Below are 16609 nucleotides of genomic sequence, written 5' to 3'. Positions count from 1 at the left end.
AATTGTATTATAGTCTTTCCAGCGAAATTTTCAATGAAAATGTTACAATTGTTACATTTGTCGATGCTCAAGTATGTAGATTCAATCATTGAAGATACGTTTATTTGCACATTTTTTATTTATTGATTCTAGACTATCAAAATAAGTATTGCTTTTTATAATGAATGATGTAAAATGTTTATAAATTAAACAGAAATTGAATACTTTAGTCTCAAATTGGAGGTGGAATCATGATTCGTCGATATATTCGTCGGTTTTTTATCGTATCTTTAATCAGTCTTTGGAGCTTTTTTGTCTTTAGCTACACGACATTGGTAGCCTTGGATACCGCTGTAACAGTGGTTTCATCCACTGAGGATGTCCACACATCCCATGGGCTCACCTTTAAGATTAATGTTACTCTAGATACACCATATCCGGTTGCAGGCTATCAGATGCGACTGCTTTACGATGCCAATCTTTTTGAATTAATCAGTCTCAATTATGATCAGCGTCAATTTCCAGGTTTAGTCTATAACATTGAAAACCCGGGCATCATTTCTGTTGCGTTCAGTCAAACCGAACAAACCATCACAGGCTTCAACACTTTATTTGAGTTGTCCTTCAAGGTTAAGTCATACATTCCATACGGACAATACGATGTCATCTCTTTAGATCAAACCTTTAACAATGAGATTATTATGATGGGACCTAGTAGTCAATTCACTGCGATTCCAGACGTATCTTATGTCTTCATGGCAGTTCATGTCGGTGAGTTCGGTGACCTAAATATGGATGGTCAAGTAACCATACAAGACGCTTTGATGATTCAACTGCATTTGGCAGGAAAAGCATTATTAAAAGATGATTTGATTGAACTGGCTGACATCAATCGTGATGGACAGATCAGTTTATTGGATGTGGCTTACCTTCAACTTTTTATCGTTGGCAAAGTCGATGTTATTGGTCCTGATGTGACCAATGATGTACCGCTTGAGTTTTTTCAAGAAGCCAATGGTTTGTATGACTTTACAGAGTTAAACTATACCGAGATTGCGAAGATATATGCAGCCGCAGAAAACTATCTACTAGATAATGTCTACGCAGGCGTACCTCTATTTACAGGCTCGACACGCATGATGTTTTCCAATAGGGTTGAATTATTCAGCCCAACCCATAATGCTGTCTTAGGTTTTGGTGTACCGTTTTCTAAATTAAATACCGATGATTCACAAGTTATGATGTCAGGCAACACTTATGGAAACGCAAATGAATTCACATTTAGATCTGCTTACAGTACAGACCCATACACATTAAATAGTTGGATAAGTGATAATTATACGGATGAAGCAATAATCAGTCAATTCAGTGGGTCATTGTATGATCACTTCTTCGATGACACCAAGACTGGGTTTAAACTTCAACCTTCTTTGGCTGAATCTGAGCCAATCCCTGTCAATCCAAACGTCATTAATGGACAGACATACGCTAAAGTTTGGCGAATTCCTGTTAAAGATAATTTGGTTTGGACTTATCATCCAAATACAAACCTAGCGGGTCTGCCAAGTGGTCATGAAGTGCTAAATGCAGAGGATTTCTTATGGACCTATCGATACGCTTTGCAACAACAATGGTTTAGAGCACGTACAGGGGGTAACGATTTTGTTAGTAACCAAGTCAAAGGGGCTTCAGAATTTTTAGCAGGTACTATTGGTATCAATCAAGTTGGTTTAAGATTGGCTTCGGGTAGTTCAAACACCTTAGAAATTGAGTATACAACCGATAAATCAGCATTTGATGTTAAGTATCAGTTTTCCTCACCATTACTCTCGCCTTTAAACCAACAACTTTTAGAAAAACTCACCCCTAATGGGTACGCAACCTCACCTGAGTCGACACCTTCTTCTGGTATTTACTATTTAGATAGTTGGACCTTGGGTGAACAACTTACTTTTAAAAAGAATTCGAATCACCCACTAAAAGACATGTATCACTTTACAGGTTTACAATATCAGTTTATGACTGGTACCGACCTTATTTTCCAAGCATTTTTAGATGGTAAACTCGATATGGCTAACTTACCAACAAACCGTACCCTCGAATATGCTTTAGACAGTCGAGTAAGTACCATACCATCCGCAACAACTTATCGATTGGTAATTAATGGGTTTGGTACAGAAGAACGACGAGATGCCTACATCGAATCACACCCGGATGTTACAATTAATCCAAACTTTGTTCCTGAACCTATTTTGATGTATAAAGAGATGAGACAAGCCTTGTATTATGGGTTTGATCGTTATGAAGCCGCAGTGAATCAAGCGAAAATTTATCTGCCTGTTTATACTTTACTAAGAACTAATTTCTTCATCGATGTGCCTCATGGTGTAACAATCAGAACACTTCCTGCAGGGGCAGACATTTTAATTAAGTATGGACAGGATAACTATGGTTTCGTTCCAGACAAAGCCGTATCTCTCTTTGAACAAGCGGTGAATCGAGCCATCACTGAGGGGTATTATGAACGTGGTAATGCTTCAAATTATACTGTGATTGCTTTGGATTTGACCTATTCATCCAGTGGCAACCAGGCCTTTCAAACCATGGCACAACAACTAAAGTCTCAATATGAGCAACGCTTGATTGATCATAACAACTATGTGAAAATCGAAATCAATTTAGTGGATGTTGCTTTCCCAAGCAACTATTATGATTTCTTACAAAAAGCGAATACCGATTTAGGTATCGCCGGAATTTCAGGCTCAGTACCGATTAATCAAGGCATTTTGTCATCGTATACCGATGATAATCGTTCGAATTTCACGATGGATTTTGGTATTGATACAACCTCTGCCAATATCCCTATAGCTTACCGTAACGCTTCAGGTCAAATGGTTTATGAGCTTTGGAGTTATAACGCCCTAGTTTCTGCGCTGAATGGTAAAGTTTATGTGAAAGATGGGATGGAACAAAAGACTTGGGATACCCCAGAAAGCCTCATTCAAGTGAAACTCAGCCAATACGAAGATAGTATCGCTTCAATCGCTTCCGATTCGTTGGGTATCGCAGCTCTAATGGTTGGGGATTTGAATACACTCGCTGCTAACCTCCATGTCGATACCATCGAGAGTTATGTCGTTATCACTACAACCGGCCAAGAATTGTTATTTCTTTTGAAAAAAAATAATGATGGATACGAACTCTATGACATCCTCACATTAGCGAAAACAGTCAAAGAGGCAATAGCTTATCATAATTATGAGTATTTATTACATTACACGTCTGAAACACCATTGACTTTAGATGAAATCAACGCCATCCCATACATCGCCTCTACCTATGGTACATTTAATACCTGGGATGAGATTTGGGCTGAATCCAAACTACCGACTGGGGTTACAGCGTATGTCTATGGTACGCAGTTCATCAATCTTCAGTTGGATGCTTATGTGGTCATAAAAGTAGGCGACTACTATGTTGGCTGGTACTGGTTATAGAGGTAGATAAGACATGAAAACATATAAGATCAAAAAAATCCTGCTTGCATCATTGTGGTTGTTATCAATGATAGTCATCGCTGGTTGTTCATCTAAATCGCCAATCATTGGATATGACATCTTCGTAAATTCAGACCAAAATCAAATGATCGTCGGATTGTTTTCTTATGAGGATCTGTCTATTCGCGTTTTAAGAGATAATGGTGATGCAGAAATCGTGACTGTAAAACAGTCTATGATCAGTGAATCAGATCTTTCTAAATTTATGCTTACTGGTCCTCAAACCATTCGTATCCAATACAACAAAGTATCGTTGTTGTTCAACTTTGAACTATTTTCAGACACATTGGTATCCACGTTAAAACCATTTTACGATTATATGAAAGCTAAAAATACGGGATTATCTGCTTATACGAATTGGATTACAGATTATCAAGTGGTTACTTTACCCATCACAGAGAACGTCGATTTGTTCTATCACAATCAAACATTTTACTATCGGTATACATCTGATATCGAGTGGCAATATTTGATAGACGTTACTGGTGAAACCTTTGAAGTGGATGCTGAGTATGTTTATGTAGGGTCTAAATTGAGTCCCAAAATGATATTACCTTTGACTCTCTTTGTTCATGATGTGACGCGTTATTTTTATGATATCTATGTCGAGAAAAATCGACATAGTGCTGACCTTACTTCTTTTATTCAAAAGTGGTTTACGTTATCCAATTTCCAACAACAAGTTTATATCATCAATTATGTGTATGATGCCTCACTGACAACCCATGATTTTGGTTATTATGGTGAAGGGATTGAATCCCTACCAATTCATCATAAACTTGGTTTAGAACACCTTGGATGGGCTTTATCTCAAGCCCATAGTGCCTTATTTTATGGACCCATTATAGAAACAACAACACTATACCCTGTGTATCAAACGCTTAAAAATGGATTCATCTTAAAAGTTTTAAATGAAAACTGGGATGAACTTCAAATGGATGTTGTTTTATCTGGGGATATTTCACTGAATGGGCTGGATTTGTCACTGTTATACGAAACAAGTCAGTATCAACTCGTAGATGTTATCTACCATCTAGATGGTATCCATCACGAAATGGATGGTCATATATCCTTCAATTACATGAATGTTCAAACGAGATTAAGCAGCGAACAAACACTCTTTACAATTGTTTTTAAAAAGCTGAATCCTATCCATGATTTATCCAATATTACGCTTAACTTGAGAGAAGCGCTATTCATCAATATCTATGACAGACCTGAACAAGCAGACTGTCTAAATACTCAATGGGTTGATTAATCATTCGTAAACGTAACAAAAAGCACGAATTCTTCGTCAGAAATCGTGCTTTTATTTTTATACACTAGGTTGAATGGTAATCGTAGAAGGTCCTGTGCCTGGTGGTTCATCGCTTGGTATTGTAAAAATCACAATAGTTACTGGTTGCGCCATATAAACCGATGGTACTTCATAAACCATTTCCGTTGCAGAAATTGAATGAACCATGGCCCTTACAAGTGTACCATCATATGTATAGATGGCGATCCCATACCTTTGCTCACCTGAATGAATAATGATATCGGATGCACCTGTGAACGTATGTGTTATGATTTGGGGATCTCCGGTTAACGTAAACGTCTGATGGATGGATAGGTTGGTTACATCCGTGGTCATATGCTCAAAATCAATCGTAGCTTCTCCCGGTCCATCATGGGTTATCTTGAAAATAACTCGTGTCGCGGTTTTATGAATTTTGATGACATTGTCATCTAAAAATACAACGTAATGACCGATACCTTCATAGGCTAAACCTTGATAGGCTCTGATTTGAACAGGGTCACCTGTATATTGATAATATTGATCTTCACCTGATAAGTTTTGGTATTCTACAAAGAAGGATGTATCTCTTGTTATCGTCTTATTGAGGTTTTCAAGGTTGTCGTATTTTTCTTCTCCAGATAAAGCAATCGTGATGGTCAAATTTAGTTTTCTCATATCATTGACTGTGAGTTCATAGACGCGATCACTTTCTAATAAAACACTGAAATAATCAGTCGATTTTAACATCAAAACATTGTCTTGTGTGGTTAAATCTTCTAAATAGTAGGCATAATGATCATCCATCATAGATGGTGTCAATCGGTAAGTTCCTGTATAGTTTGGTGAAATTAAGACATGCGCACTGTGGTTATCATCAAATATCAATGTTTGAACAAACTGACCAAAGTCATACACTTGGCTTTGTTTTCTCGGGGTTGAAACCAACATAGGTACTCGGACACTCTTTTTGAAGTATTTTTGATTGCTGTAGGCTTCAACTTCGATGGTATAAGAACGGGCGTAATCCAAATGATACAAATTATAACTGGTCTCCTCTATGTTGTCTCTTAACATACCATCGACATAAATACGATACCCATCAGCATGCTCAATGGGATCCCATTGAATAATGGTTCTATTGAGTAATTCAACCGAAGGGGATGCCAACACCGTATACTTTTGTAACTCCTGTATATATAAACCTAAATAGACAATGGTGGATATCAAAACAATCCCTAATCCCGATAATACACCCCATCGAATATATTTGTTCTTCTTCGGTAAGGTTGCGATGATGTCTGTCGTATAGGTACGTAAATTCATAAATTCATCTAAAGAACCACCTGTCATTTCTAGCTCTATAAAGATGTTATATAGGTCTTGTAAAGCTTCTGATCTTTTCACGCTAGAACGGGTTTGTTTCTTAATGACTCTTTTGACTTTCTTATACCGATTTAAATACTCACCAGATAATACAAACATGTCATTTACCTCCTAATATATCATCGGAAATGGTTCTAAATTCTGCCCAAATAGCTTTAATGTTGGCCAATTCTTCAAAACCATCTTTCGTGATTTCATATCGTTTCTTCATAGGTCCTAATGGGTTAGGTACTTTGGTGTACACGATAAAAGATTGTGCTTCTAATCGTAACATCAGTGGGTATATGGTACCCTCGCTTAAGTTTTTATATCCCATGGTATCGAGTCGTTCGATGATTTCATGGGTGAACAATGGTTCCTTTGAAAGTACCTCCAAAACGAAGCCTTCTAAAAAACCCTTGATGATTTGAGCTTTATTGGCCATGACGTATCCCCCTAGTATTATGTTATGCAAGATACGGGTATATTGTATAGCAAGATACTATATTTTGTCAACCAAGAAAAAAACCAAGCACAGTGATGTATGCTTGGTTTAGCTCATTTCTTGTAAATATAGGCTGTTTTTAAGATATCATGGGCTTCATAGATTTCTTCTTTGGTTGGTTCTCTTAGGTCCATCAAAGCATATTCAAAACCTAAGGTTTTCCATTTAGAAATGCCTTTGGTATGATACGGCAAAATATCGATTTGTTTGACATTGTGTAGCGTATCTAAGAAGTTTCTCAAAGCGTTCAGTTGGGTGGGTGTGCCCGTAATCCCCGGCAATAAGACATGTCTGATATAGACGGTTTTATCTAAGGCATCTAAGTATCTCGCAAACGCGAGTACATTCTTATTAGAGGCACCAACTAAGGTTTGATGTGAACCCTCATCCATGTGTTTGATATCTAGTAAGATTAAATCTGTATAACGCATCAACTCATCCATTTTTTCGGTATTGTTTGGGTTGAAGGTTGCGCCAGCGGTATCGATGGCGGTGTGGATATTGTGTGATTTAAAGAGTTTAAATAGTTCAATCAGAGCGTCGATTTGTAAGAGGGGTTCACCACCAGATACGGTAATGCCACCATGCTTATAAAATGACTTGTATCGATTGAAATCGGCGAGTACTTCTTCAGGCGTTTTGATTTTGTTAATACTCGTATCCCACGTGTCTCTGTTGTGGCAAAACTGACATTTAAATGGGCAGCCTTGAAGGAATAAAACATAGCGGATGCCTGGGCCATCGAATGCGCCCATGGTTTCAATCGAGTGAACGTTTAAACTAGATAGATTCATGGAACGTTCTTGCGATAACATCCAATTTTTGTTCCTTCGTGAGCAAGCTGAAGTTGACAGCGTAACCTGAAACTCTAATCGTTAGGTTAGGGTATAAAGCAGGGTTATTCATCGCTTCAATGAGCTTTTCTCTGAGTAAGACGTTGACATTTAAGTGATAGCCACCAGATAGGAAGTAACCATCTAAGATGGACACCAAGTTTTCACTCTTGATATCTGCTCTCATGACGTTTTCAAAGTCATAAGATTCTTCTTTACCTAATGCTTGTGGGACAATGGTGAAGGTGTTTGAAATACCATCTGCACAGGATTCGCAAGGGATTTTCGCAACACTCATTAAGGATTTTAAAGCGCCTGATTTGTCTCTACCGTGCATTGGGTTTGCACCTGGTGCGAACGGTGTGCCTTTTCTTCTACCATCTGGGGTGTTACCAGTCTTTTTACCATAAACCACGTTTGAAGTAATGGTCAAGACAGACATGGTTGGTACACTCTTACGATACGTAGGGTGTTTTCTGATTTTATTCATAAAGCTGTTGACGAGTTCAACCGCGATGTCATCGACGCGATCGTCGTTGTTACCATACATTGGGAAATCGCCATCAATTTCAAAGTCAACGATGAGGCCGTTATTTTCGTCATAGATTGGTTTAACTTTGGCATATTTGATCGCCGATAATGAGTCAGCAACCACCGATAATCCTGCCATACCGGTTGCGAAATTACGGACCACATCTCTGTCATGTAATGCCATTTCAAACGATTCATACGCATATTTGTCATGCATGTAGTGAATGATATTTAATGTATTCACATACACTTGTGCAAGCCAGTCAAGGGTCACATCATACACCGCTTTGACTTTATCATAGTCAAGGTATTCGCCTTGATATATGTCACTCTTTGGCGCGATTTGCTTACCTGAGATTTCGTCTTTACCGCCATTTAACGCATATAACAATGCTTTGGCTAAATTCGCTCTAGCACCGAAGAATTGCATTTCTTTACCGATAGCCATAGGCGATACACAGCACGCGATGGCATAGTCATCGGTGTGTCCCGGACGCATAATTTCATCATTTTCATATTGAATGGATGAGGTATCGATGGATACTTTCGCTGCGAACTTTTTGAAGTTTTCAGGCAGTCTATCTGACCATAAAACAGTTAAGTTTGGTTCAGCAGAGGTGCCTAAGTTGTATAAAGTTTGAAGGTATCTGAAGGTGGTTTTGGTTACGAAGCTTCTACCATCGTCACACATCCCTGCGAGCACTTCTGTTACCCAAGTAGGGTCACCTGTAAATAATTCATTGTATTCAGGTGTTCTTGCGAAACGAACCATGCGAAGTTTAAGGATGAAATGATCCACCATTTCTTGGGCTTCGACTTCAGTGATTAAACCATTCTTAATGTCTCTTTCAATGTAGATATCTAAGAAGGTTGCGGTTCTACCTAATGACATCGCTGCACCATTTTGTTCTTTAACAGCGCCTAGGTATGCAAAATATAACCATTGAATGGCTTCTTGAGCGGTTTCTGCAGGACGTGATAAATCAAATCCATAGATATCGCCTAACTTTTTAAGTCTGTGTAACGCGTTGATTTGTTCAGTGGTTTCTTCAATGGCGCGGATGGTTTCTTCAGTCATTGGATAAACCCAGGTTTTCTTCTCTTGTTCTTTTTCGTGAACTAAATAGTCAATCCCATATAAAGCGACTCTTCTGTAGTCACCGATGATTCTACCTCTACCATAAGCATCCGGTAAACCAGTAACAACCCCAGAGGAACGTACCGCTCTGATTTCTTCATTATAGACATCGAATACACCTTGGTTATGTGTTTTACGGTATTCATTGAAGATATGAACCAATTCAGGTTTAACATTAAAACCATAAGCTTCAGCTGCTTTAACTGCCACTTGAATGCCACCATAAGGGAAAAAGGCACGTTTGAGTGGTTTGTCCGTTTGTAAACCAACAATCTTTTCTAAGCTCTTTTCAATATAGCCCGGACCATGAGAAGTGATGGACGATACGACTTCAGTATCGCATTCTAATACCCCACCATTTTCCTTTTCTTGTCTAAGCAAATCGATGAACATGTTGTTGAGTTTTGTGGATGCATCTGTTGGACCTACTAAAAATGATTCATCCCCTAAATATTCCTCGTAGTTTTCTACGATAAAGTCACGGACATTGACGGTATTCGCCCAATTGCCCAGTTTAAAACCTTCCCATTTTTTCATGAGAGACTCCTCCTATATATGTATTTGTTATAATCGGTTATCGACAAGCCCATTATATCGATATTTCAAATGAAATGCATTCGTTTCTATAATGAAAACGTTTTTCACAAAATGGCTTTGTTATGATAACGTTATCACTATACACCAGTTAAAAAATAATATAAATAAGCCTCGGTAATAGAGCTCATTAGCGATGATATATTCATCTTAAAACAAAATACTTTGATATTCAATGCATTTGGTTATTCTCTTATCAATGGAATAGTGCTATACTTACAAATATGTGAGGTTATTTTTATGTATGATACGATTATCATTGGGGCAGGTCCTGCGGGTTTATATGCTGCAACCCTCGCCGGAATGCACAAACTAAAAGCTTGTCTATTGGAGTCTTCCTTCGAATATGGGGGTACACTCAATCTATATAAACAAAAAATGGTGTATGATATGCCTGGGTATCGAAAGATCAATGCTGGTGATTTAATCGCGACATTATTTGATCAATACAGCGAATACGCTGAAGATGTCCCTTTAAGATTAAACACCAAAGCCATTTCAATTGATTATGTCGATGACCACTATGTATTAGAATCCAATCAAGGGGTATTTTTAACCAAAACCATTCTCTTAGCCAATGGTGGGGGTACGTTTGAACCGAGATTACTTGAAGTTCCTGAAGCGGATTCAAAATCAAACATTTATTATAATGTCAAAGATGTCCATGATTTTGAAGGCCAAGAATTGATTGTTCTTGGTGGTGGAGACTCCGCGGTGGACTGGTCTTTAACCCTCGCTGAGGTTGCGAAAAAGGTGACATTAATCCACCGAAGAAATGACTTTAGAGCGCATGAATACAGCGTTGATAAAATCAAACAAGTGGGACGTGTTTTGACACCATACGCACCTAAGGGGTTCATTGGTTATGATAAAGTGGATTATCTAACCATTCAAAATACGGAAGACAACTCGATTATGGATGTCCCTTGTGATGCATTATTTGTGTTTTATGGATCTAGTCCTGCCAAACACAATTTGTCTGAATGGGGTTTTGAACTTGATGATAAAGGCCTTATCAAAGTGAAGTCCAATATGGAAACCACAAGAGCAGGCATTTTCGCTGTAGGTAACTCTGTCACCTATCACGGTAAGAAAAAAATGATTTCCACTGGTTTGGGTGAAGCCGCTACCGCGATTTCAACCATCGGTGCCTTCTTATATCCAGAAAAAACACAATCGTATAAACACTAAAAGGCATGGTGATTTTGATGTTCAATGAAGCGTATCAAGGGTTTACTTGGTTTGGTTTGTCGCATCTCTTTTCGATTTTATGGATCTTGGTTAGTATTGTTTTAATAGTGGTCTTTAGGGATAAAATAACAGGTAAAACTGATTTGTATCTCAGACGTGGTGTCGCCCTATTAATGATTATCCTTGAATGGACATTTTATGGGTGGAGTTTATCCAAAGGTGGATTTCAAACCTCTTTATTACCTTTAGGGGTCTGTGCCATCAGCATGTATGTGACCGCTTATACCTTATGGACTAAGAACGAAAAGACATTTAAAATCATTTTCCCATGGGCTATTTCTGGGGCGTTATTATCTTTAATCATCGCTGATTTAGGTTATAACTTCCCGCATTTTAGATTTTTACACTACTTTGGTAACCATGGTTTATTCTTACTTGGCAACATCTATTTATTGGTCGTTGTCAAATTCAAATTCACCTATAAAGATTTGTTAAAATCCAGTCTCATTTTATTGATATACTCGATTGTAATCTATCCACTGAATTTCTTGCTCGACAGCAATCACCTGTTCTTAAGAGAAATACCTCATGAGGTCGCACCGCTTTATGCATTCTTAGGCGATTTTTGGGTAGTAGGATTTATGGTATCCATAGCATTATTATTCCAACTCATCTATGTACCTTTCTTATTGAAAAGACAAAAGGCATAATAAAACACCACTCAGCGTATGGTAGGTTACGAACTTGCTGAGTGGTGTTTTATTTTTTAAGATATTGTTTGTTATCAAAAATTTTCTTATGAATAGTGTGTTATCATGTTGTTAGGGTGATATCTCATGTTTATTACACAACGTTTTATTAAAAGATTGAAAGCATTTCTCACATCCATAGACTATCCATATACCGATTGCTATTATCCTGAAATCGTTCAAAAACTGGTATTTGAATTAGTCCCTAAGGGTAGAACCATATATGATATAGGTCAACTGATCAAAGAGTATCGATTCTTTAATCTTCGTGAAAAACGTATTTTTAAAGTTTTCAATCACCCTGTTCATTCACAAAATTATCAAACCATAGATATTGGTGTAATAACCAATTCATTTACCTATGATTCATCTTATGAAAAAGTGGTTATCACGAATGCATTAACCAAAGGCTATGTTTTCCCTTATAATCGATATAAACTGATTTCAACTGTCGAAGGTAAAAACATCGATATGATCAAATCAGGGCGGTATTTCAGTTTGAATAACAGCAATTATCAAATCAAAACCTCATTTAGTACCATTGAACTATCTTATCGAAATGATTTGATCATGAAATATTCAATGTCTCATTGGGGTAAAAAATATCGATTTAAAACCAAAATAATGAATGATTATATGATTGACCAATTAGGTGATACCTTCACGTTATCTAGACGTAATCTCGACCAGCAAAAGGAAATCATTGGAAAAGTTGAAATCAATGAATTCATCAATGCTTTTGTCCCGAGTGGCGTCGCTATCGTACATGTCATCGATGATACGGTGTACGAATTGATGGTAATGTTCGCCATTGGACTGATGTACTCAATGATATACTCAGAGAGTTCAAGTCGTTCAGCGAGTTAATAAAAGCTCAGCGGGGTTGCCGCTGAGCTTATTTTTTAATGGTTTTATTGACGTGTGCAACTTCTTTACAATGTGGACACTGATACTCGTATTCATATTTATAGATAAACACAAATTGACCATAACGAATTTCTTCATCTTGATTGATGAGTTTTTTGTCAACCAATTTCATGTTCTTACGACACGACTTACAGACGGGTTTACCTGTTTTTTGGTAATACACAATCATGAATGTCCCCACTGCTAATGAGATGAAAAACAGAGGTGTGTAAATATAATAAGATACGTCGTAAAATACTCTAAAGACGACAAATCCTAACATGATTATTATGGTGTATATAAGTGTAGTGGTAGCTTTTTTATTTAAACTCATATTTGAATCCTTTCAACGTTTATCATTAATTATAACCTCGTAAATTATAACATGAAAAATTGATTTCACAATATTAAATAATAAATGTGTTAATATTTTGATAATGTATTTCAGTGCTTTATTTTTCGAACGTCACACGTACCAATCGTACTTTATACATGATGAACACTAAGATTCATTCAAGCGTTTTATTTCAAATTGATTACCATTAATATACGTATTGCCTCCTGTAATTATTGGTAATATTTTGACGACATAGAATCGATATGTCGGTATTTATGGTTAATTCGGAAGATAGGTTGGAACGTCTGGTTCGGTTTGAACCGTCTCAATTGGCAGTTCCGTGTATCGTTTTAGATAGAATTGATACCCCATATATGGGAATACAATCAATCCAAATATAGCCATCAATATTTCAATCCATAAAGGCATATGGTTGAACATCGCGTGAAATAAAATGATGAATATATAAACCAAGACGAAGGTCGGATGGTATAGTTTGTGAAAGTCGACTTTGTATGACTTAGATAACCCTGCGAGGGTCGCGAAAATAATGGCAGTCCAGTAATGGTGTCCAATCCCAAAGGATAATACACTTCTAAAGGCGAGTGTAATGGTCCCTTGGAAGTAGTCCCCCGTAGAGAAAATGGCGTTGATGCCATACTCCATGGTTTCGAATGCGTCAAACCCAGCGCCGATGGCGAAAGCTAAAACAAAGGCTGTGTAAACATTTCTAAACTTGATTTTTCGGATGAAGACAATGGCAGTGATGAGTTTAGCGGTTTCTTCTACAAATCCCGTCATTAAATCGCCTACTAACCCATCTGGATAACCAGTGAACATTCTAATCCAATAGGTAATACCCATTGATACAATCCCACCTACCACAAATAAAACCAATACGTCCCTTAAATTCAATTGATCGTGTTTATCAAATTCATAGACCAATATAAGTAATGTCAACGGTATAGATAACCCTAACGCAACATTTTGTACAACGGTTAGGTCTGCCATCAGATAACTCAATCCGAAAACCAATAACAAACTGATCAATACTTGTTTATAGATAAAAGGCTCGGTATAGCCAAAGTTCTTCTCAAACAAATGTTTAGGAGCAAACTCACGTCGATATTCTTTACTCGTTCTTGTAAAAAGATTGGATAATAAATGACGTAAAGCCCTCATGGGTTGATTAGGTACGCCTCTATTCGGAAAAAATAAGGAAAGCGGTGAACCAATCGCTGTTTCAGTTTTCGGTTCAGTATAGCCAATGTAGTATTTATCAATACCAATGAACTCGATAAAATCGATGTATCGTTCATCTTCAAAGAACGGTTTACCGGAAGCGTACTCTCTGAGTTGTTGTTCGGATAACACCAAAAAGCCCATCAATTCCTGTGGTGTGATGGTTAATCTGAGTAAATACTGTTTGATTATCTCTTTACGTTGTTTAACTAACATTAAAATCACCTACCGACTTAAATCAATTATACTAAATATTTCATAACTTTCAAAATTATCGTAAATTCCCCATCAAATTGTTATATACTTAGGTTGGATGGTGATATAAATGGTCAAAGTAAACTACTTACCCAATGACGATGTGTTGAAGAAATTGTTAAAGCCTTTGTGGGTAAAAGATATTTTGATACAAACAATCTATTTACTCGTAATGGTTATTTTCGGATGGTTTTTGTTCGATGTGAATGATGCTATCAACCTAGCCATTGTATTGACTGGTGTCTTTTATTACACATTTAGACTCTATGATATCATCAAATATTATGTTCGAGCCCCCAAAAGGTTCTTTCATCATTTAAATGAGCTCGAATTCATCCTAAACGAACATGATTTTGTGATTACATATAGATTTAGTGATGGTCAAAGTATTCATAATAAGTCTTTATACGCCATTGCTTGGGTAATCTATTCTAATGAAGGTCTTCTAATATCTACGGGAACGTCTACCTACTTTGTTCACGCAGGGAAATTTAGTGAAGGCACGTTTGAAGACATAATAACGTTATTCAAACAGTATCCAACCATCAAACTAAAAAGCGTTTAAAACCAAAATCAGCCGATTTTGGTTTTTTATTTTGATCTATGATTTCGAATACGTTTGATCCATAGTTGTGTGAGAATCATCCCGATAATGACACCCGATATATCAATGAGTACATCTCTGACTTCACCACTTCGATTGGGTGTAAATAATTGGATGGTTTCATCGATTGAGGCTGTGATTGCACCATGAATGATGACGATTAACCATAGTTTATTGGGTTTTATGGTTTCTATATATAGAATGCATAACAGTAGACCTAGTATGAAGTACTCTGTAAAATGGGCTAGCTTACGAATAAGGAAACTAAAATCATTCACTTGAATCATTAAACCCATTTTATTGACCAAAGGATATAGAACATCGACAATAAAGCCGCTTTGATCGGATGAAATATCCCCAGGTAATAGGGATTGTGTAAAAATGAATAGTGTCCATAAAATTGTGATGGTTATTAGAATATGCTTCTTTTTCATTTTTTACACCCTCAATCTCAAATTGAACAAAAGGCACACAAGTTTGCGTGCCTTTCAACCTATTTTAAGTTACTCTCGAAATGCCAGGCGTCTCTGACCATATCTTTAATGTTGAGTTTCGCTTCCCATTGTAAGAGGTTTTTAGCTTTGGTTGTATCGGCGTAAGATACAGCGATATCACCAGGTCTTCTTGAGACTATTTCATAAGGAATTTTAATGTTATTCTCTTGTTCAAATGCTTGGATAATTTCTAATACGGAAGTACCTTTACCCGTACCTAAATTAACGGCTTCAACGCCACTGATGTTCGCTTCTAATGCTGCAACATGGCCTTGAGCTAAATCCACGACATGGATGTAATCTCTAACGCCTGTACCATCAATAGTATCGTAGTCATTACCAAAGACATTGAGTTTTTCTCTTAAGCCTTTCGCAACCTGGGTGACATAAGGCATTAAGTTGTTTGGAATACCATTCGGTACTTCACCAATCAATCCAGATGGGTGAGCACCAATTGGGTTAAAGTATCTTAGTAAAACCACGTTTAAACCTGGATTGGCTTTAGTAGCGTCGGTTAAGATGCGTTCACTCATCGCTTTGGTTTCACCATACGGATTGGTTCTTTCTAGTAATGGCATGCTTTCATTGAATGGGGATGTGCCATCACCGTAGACGGTTGCTGATGAACTAAAGATGAATTTAGGTACTTGATTGATCACCGCTAGTTTTGCAAGATTAATGGTGGACACTAAATTATTGTAATAATATTCAAGCGGTTTTCTCACCGATTCACCGACAGCTTTATACCCAGCGAAATGGATGATGCCATCAAAATCATAGCTTTGAAATACATTTTCTAGTGCTTCATAATCCGTCGCGTCTAGTTCATAGAAGGCTGGTTTTTTCCCAGAAATGCGTTCGATTTTGTGTAGCGTACTGATTTGGCTATTATATAAGTTATCGATAATCACGACTTCGTGTTTGTGGTTTAACAATTCAACAACGGTATGTGATCCAATAAATCCTAAACCACCTGAAACTAAAATGCGCATAATTGGTTACCTCACTTGTATGAATATCATACCATAATATGGCCTTCGAAACTATGTCAAA

14 protein-coding genes are annotated in these 16609 nt (G+C 37.3%); 6 read left to right on the top strand and 8 right to left on the bottom strand.

Annotated features, from left to right (window positions below; translation table 11 throughout):
* The first annotated feature begins 230 nt into the window (after nucleotides 1-230).
* Both N7548_RS01790 and N7548_RS01785 read left to right on the top strand, forming a co-directional pair.
* Entirely contained in the window at nucleotides 231-3476 is a 3246-nt protein-coding gene (locus tag N7548_RS01790) for an ABC transporter substrate-binding protein (protein ID WP_263607687.1), read from the top strand.
* Nucleotides 3477-3489: 13 nt separating this feature from the next.
* Complete coding sequence (locus N7548_RS01785) at nucleotides 3490-4794, top strand: hypothetical protein (protein WP_263607686.1); 1305 nt, start codon at nucleotides 3490-3492, stop codon at nucleotides 4792-4794.
* Between the two features lie 57 nt (nucleotides 4795-4851).
* Here the strand turns inward: N7548_RS01785 and N7548_RS01780 are convergent, their stop codons facing one another.
* The 4 genes from N7548_RS01780 to pflB form a co-directional block, all read right to left on the bottom strand.
* Complete coding sequence (locus N7548_RS01780; protein WP_263607685.1) at nucleotides 4852-6297, bottom strand: hypothetical protein; 1446 nt, start codon at nucleotides 6295-6297, stop codon at nucleotides 4852-4854.
* Nucleotide 6298: 1 nt separating this feature from the next.
* Nucleotides 6299-6622 (bottom strand): PadR family transcriptional regulator, encoded by a 324-nt coding sequence (locus N7548_RS01775; protein WP_263607684.1) that lies wholly within the window; start codon nucleotides 6620-6622, stop codon nucleotides 6299-6301.
* A 113-nt stretch (nucleotides 6623-6735) separates the two neighbouring features.
* Entirely contained in the window at nucleotides 6736-7497 is a 762-nt protein-coding gene (gene pflA / locus N7548_RS01770) for a pyruvate formate-lyase-activating protein (RefSeq protein ID WP_263607682.1), read from the bottom strand.
* Entirely contained in the window at nucleotides 7463-9721 is a 2259-nt protein-coding gene (gene pflB, locus N7548_RS01765) for a formate C-acetyltransferase (RefSeq protein ID WP_263607681.1), read from the bottom strand. The genes pflA and pflB overlap by 35 nt, the downstream gene beginning before the upstream one ends.
* Before the next feature lie 297 nt (nucleotides 9722-10018).
* Between pflB and N7548_RS01760 the strand changes: the two genes are divergently transcribed.
* The 3 genes from N7548_RS01760 (at nucleotide 10019) to N7548_RS01750 (ending at nucleotide 12585) form a co-directional block, all read left to right on the top strand.
* The gene (locus tag N7548_RS01760) at nucleotides 10019-10969 is read left to right on the top strand and encodes an NAD(P)/FAD-dependent oxidoreductase (RefSeq protein WP_263607679.1); all 951 of its coding nucleotides are present in this window, start codon (nucleotides 10019-10021) and stop codon (nucleotides 10967-10969) included.
* Between the two features lie 17 nt (nucleotides 10970-10986).
* On the top strand, nucleotides 10987-11679 hold the full coding sequence (locus N7548_RS01755) for a YwaF family protein (RefSeq protein ID WP_263607678.1): 693 nt from the start codon (nucleotides 10987-10989) through the stop codon (nucleotides 11677-11679).
* A 126-nt stretch (nucleotides 11680-11805) separates the two neighbouring features.
* The gene (locus N7548_RS01750) at nucleotides 11806-12585 is read left to right on the top strand and encodes a hypothetical protein (protein WP_263607677.1); all 780 of its coding nucleotides are present in this window, start codon (nucleotides 11806-11808) and stop codon (nucleotides 12583-12585) included.
* Between the two features lie 28 nt (nucleotides 12586-12613).
* Here the strand turns inward: N7548_RS01750 and N7548_RS01745 are convergent, their stop codons facing one another.
* Nucleotides 12614-12814, bottom strand: a complete 201-nt coding sequence (locus N7548_RS01745) for a hypothetical protein (protein ID WP_263607676.1) — start codon at nucleotides 12812-12814, stop codon at nucleotides 12614-12616.
* A 426-nt stretch (nucleotides 12815-13240) separates the two neighbouring features.
* Complete coding sequence (locus tag N7548_RS01740) at nucleotides 13241-14419, bottom strand: PrsW family glutamic-type intramembrane protease (protein WP_263607675.1); 1179 nt, start codon at nucleotides 14417-14419, stop codon at nucleotides 13241-13243.
* 109 nt (nucleotides 14420-14528) lie between these two features.
* Here N7548_RS01740 and N7548_RS01735 point away from each other — a divergent pair, with 109 nt between their 5' ends.
* Entirely contained in the window at nucleotides 14529-15023 is a 495-nt protein-coding gene (locus tag N7548_RS01735; RefSeq protein WP_263607673.1) for a hypothetical protein, read from the top strand.
* A gap of 26 nt (nucleotides 15024-15049) precedes the next feature.
* Here N7548_RS01735 and N7548_RS01730 read toward each other — a convergent pair whose 3' ends face one another.
* Together N7548_RS01730 and galE are read right to left on the bottom strand one after the other, a co-directional pair.
* Nucleotides 15050-15496 carry a VanZ family protein gene (locus N7548_RS01730; protein WP_263607672.1) on the bottom strand — a complete coding sequence of 149 codons (447 nt, stop codon included), beginning with the start codon at nucleotides 15494-15496 and terminating at the stop codon, nucleotides 15050-15052.
* Between the two features lie 59 nt (nucleotides 15497-15555).
* Nucleotides 15556-16548, bottom strand: coding sequence for a UDP-glucose 4-epimerase GalE (gene galE / locus N7548_RS01725; protein WP_263607670.1), 993 nt, complete (start codon nucleotides 16546-16548; stop codon nucleotides 15556-15558).
* Nucleotides 16549-16609: the final 61 nt, after the last annotated feature.

This window comes from Paracholeplasma manati (assembly GCF_025742995.1).
In the GTDB taxonomy this organism is placed as follows: Bacteria; Bacillota_I; Bacilli_A; order Acholeplasmatales; family UBA5453; genus Paracholeplasma; species Paracholeplasma manati.
Note: the sequence above shows the minus strand (reverse complement) of the source record. Positions and strands in the feature narration are given on the sequence as shown.

Coding starts and splice junctions, on each gene's coding strand:
- N7548_RS01760 (WP_263607679.1), top strand. CDS start 10,019: ATGTATGATACGATTATCATTGGGGCAGGTCCTGCGGGTTTATATGCT.
- pflA (WP_263607682.1), bottom strand. CDS start 7,497: ATGTTATCGCAAGAACGTTCCATGAATCTATCTAGTTTAAACGTTCAC.
- N7548_RS01790 (WP_263607687.1), top strand. CDS start 231: ATGATTCGTCGATATATTCGTCGGTTTTTTATCGTATCTTTAATCAGT.
- N7548_RS01740 (WP_263607675.1), bottom strand. CDS start 14,419: ATGTTAGTTAAACAACGTAAAGAGATAATCAAACAGTATTTACTCAGA.
- N7548_RS01780 (WP_263607685.1), bottom strand. CDS start 6,297: ATGTTTGTATTATCTGGTGAGTATTTAAATCGGTATAAGAAAGTCAAA.
- N7548_RS01785 (WP_263607686.1), top strand. CDS start 3,490: ATGAAAACATATAAGATCAAAAAAATCCTGCTTGCATCATTGTGGTTG.
- N7548_RS01730 (WP_263607672.1), bottom strand. CDS start 15,496: ATGAAAAAGAAGCATATTCTAATAACCATCACAATTTTATGGACACTA.
- N7548_RS01735 (WP_263607673.1), top strand. CDS start 14,529: ATGGTCAAAGTAAACTACTTACCCAATGACGATGTGTTGAAGAAATTG.
- N7548_RS01750 (WP_263607677.1), top strand. CDS start 11,806: ATGTTTATTACACAACGTTTTATTAAAAGATTGAAAGCATTTCTCACA.
- galE (WP_263607670.1), bottom strand. CDS start 16,548: ATGCGCATTTTAGTTTCAGGTGGTTTAGGATTTATTGGATCACATACC.
- N7548_RS01775 (WP_263607684.1), bottom strand. CDS start 6,622: ATGGCCAATAAAGCTCAAATCATCAAGGGTTTTTTAGAAGGCTTCGTT.
- N7548_RS01745 (WP_263607676.1), bottom strand. CDS start 12,814: ATGATTGTGTATTACCAAAAAACAGGTAAACCCGTCTGTAAGTCGTGT.
- N7548_RS01755 (WP_263607678.1), top strand. CDS start 10,987: ATGTTCAATGAAGCGTATCAAGGGTTTACTTGGTTTGGTTTGTCGCAT.
- pflB (WP_263607681.1), bottom strand. CDS start 9,721: ATGAAAAAATGGGAAGGTTTTAAACTGGGCAATTGGGCGAATACCGTC.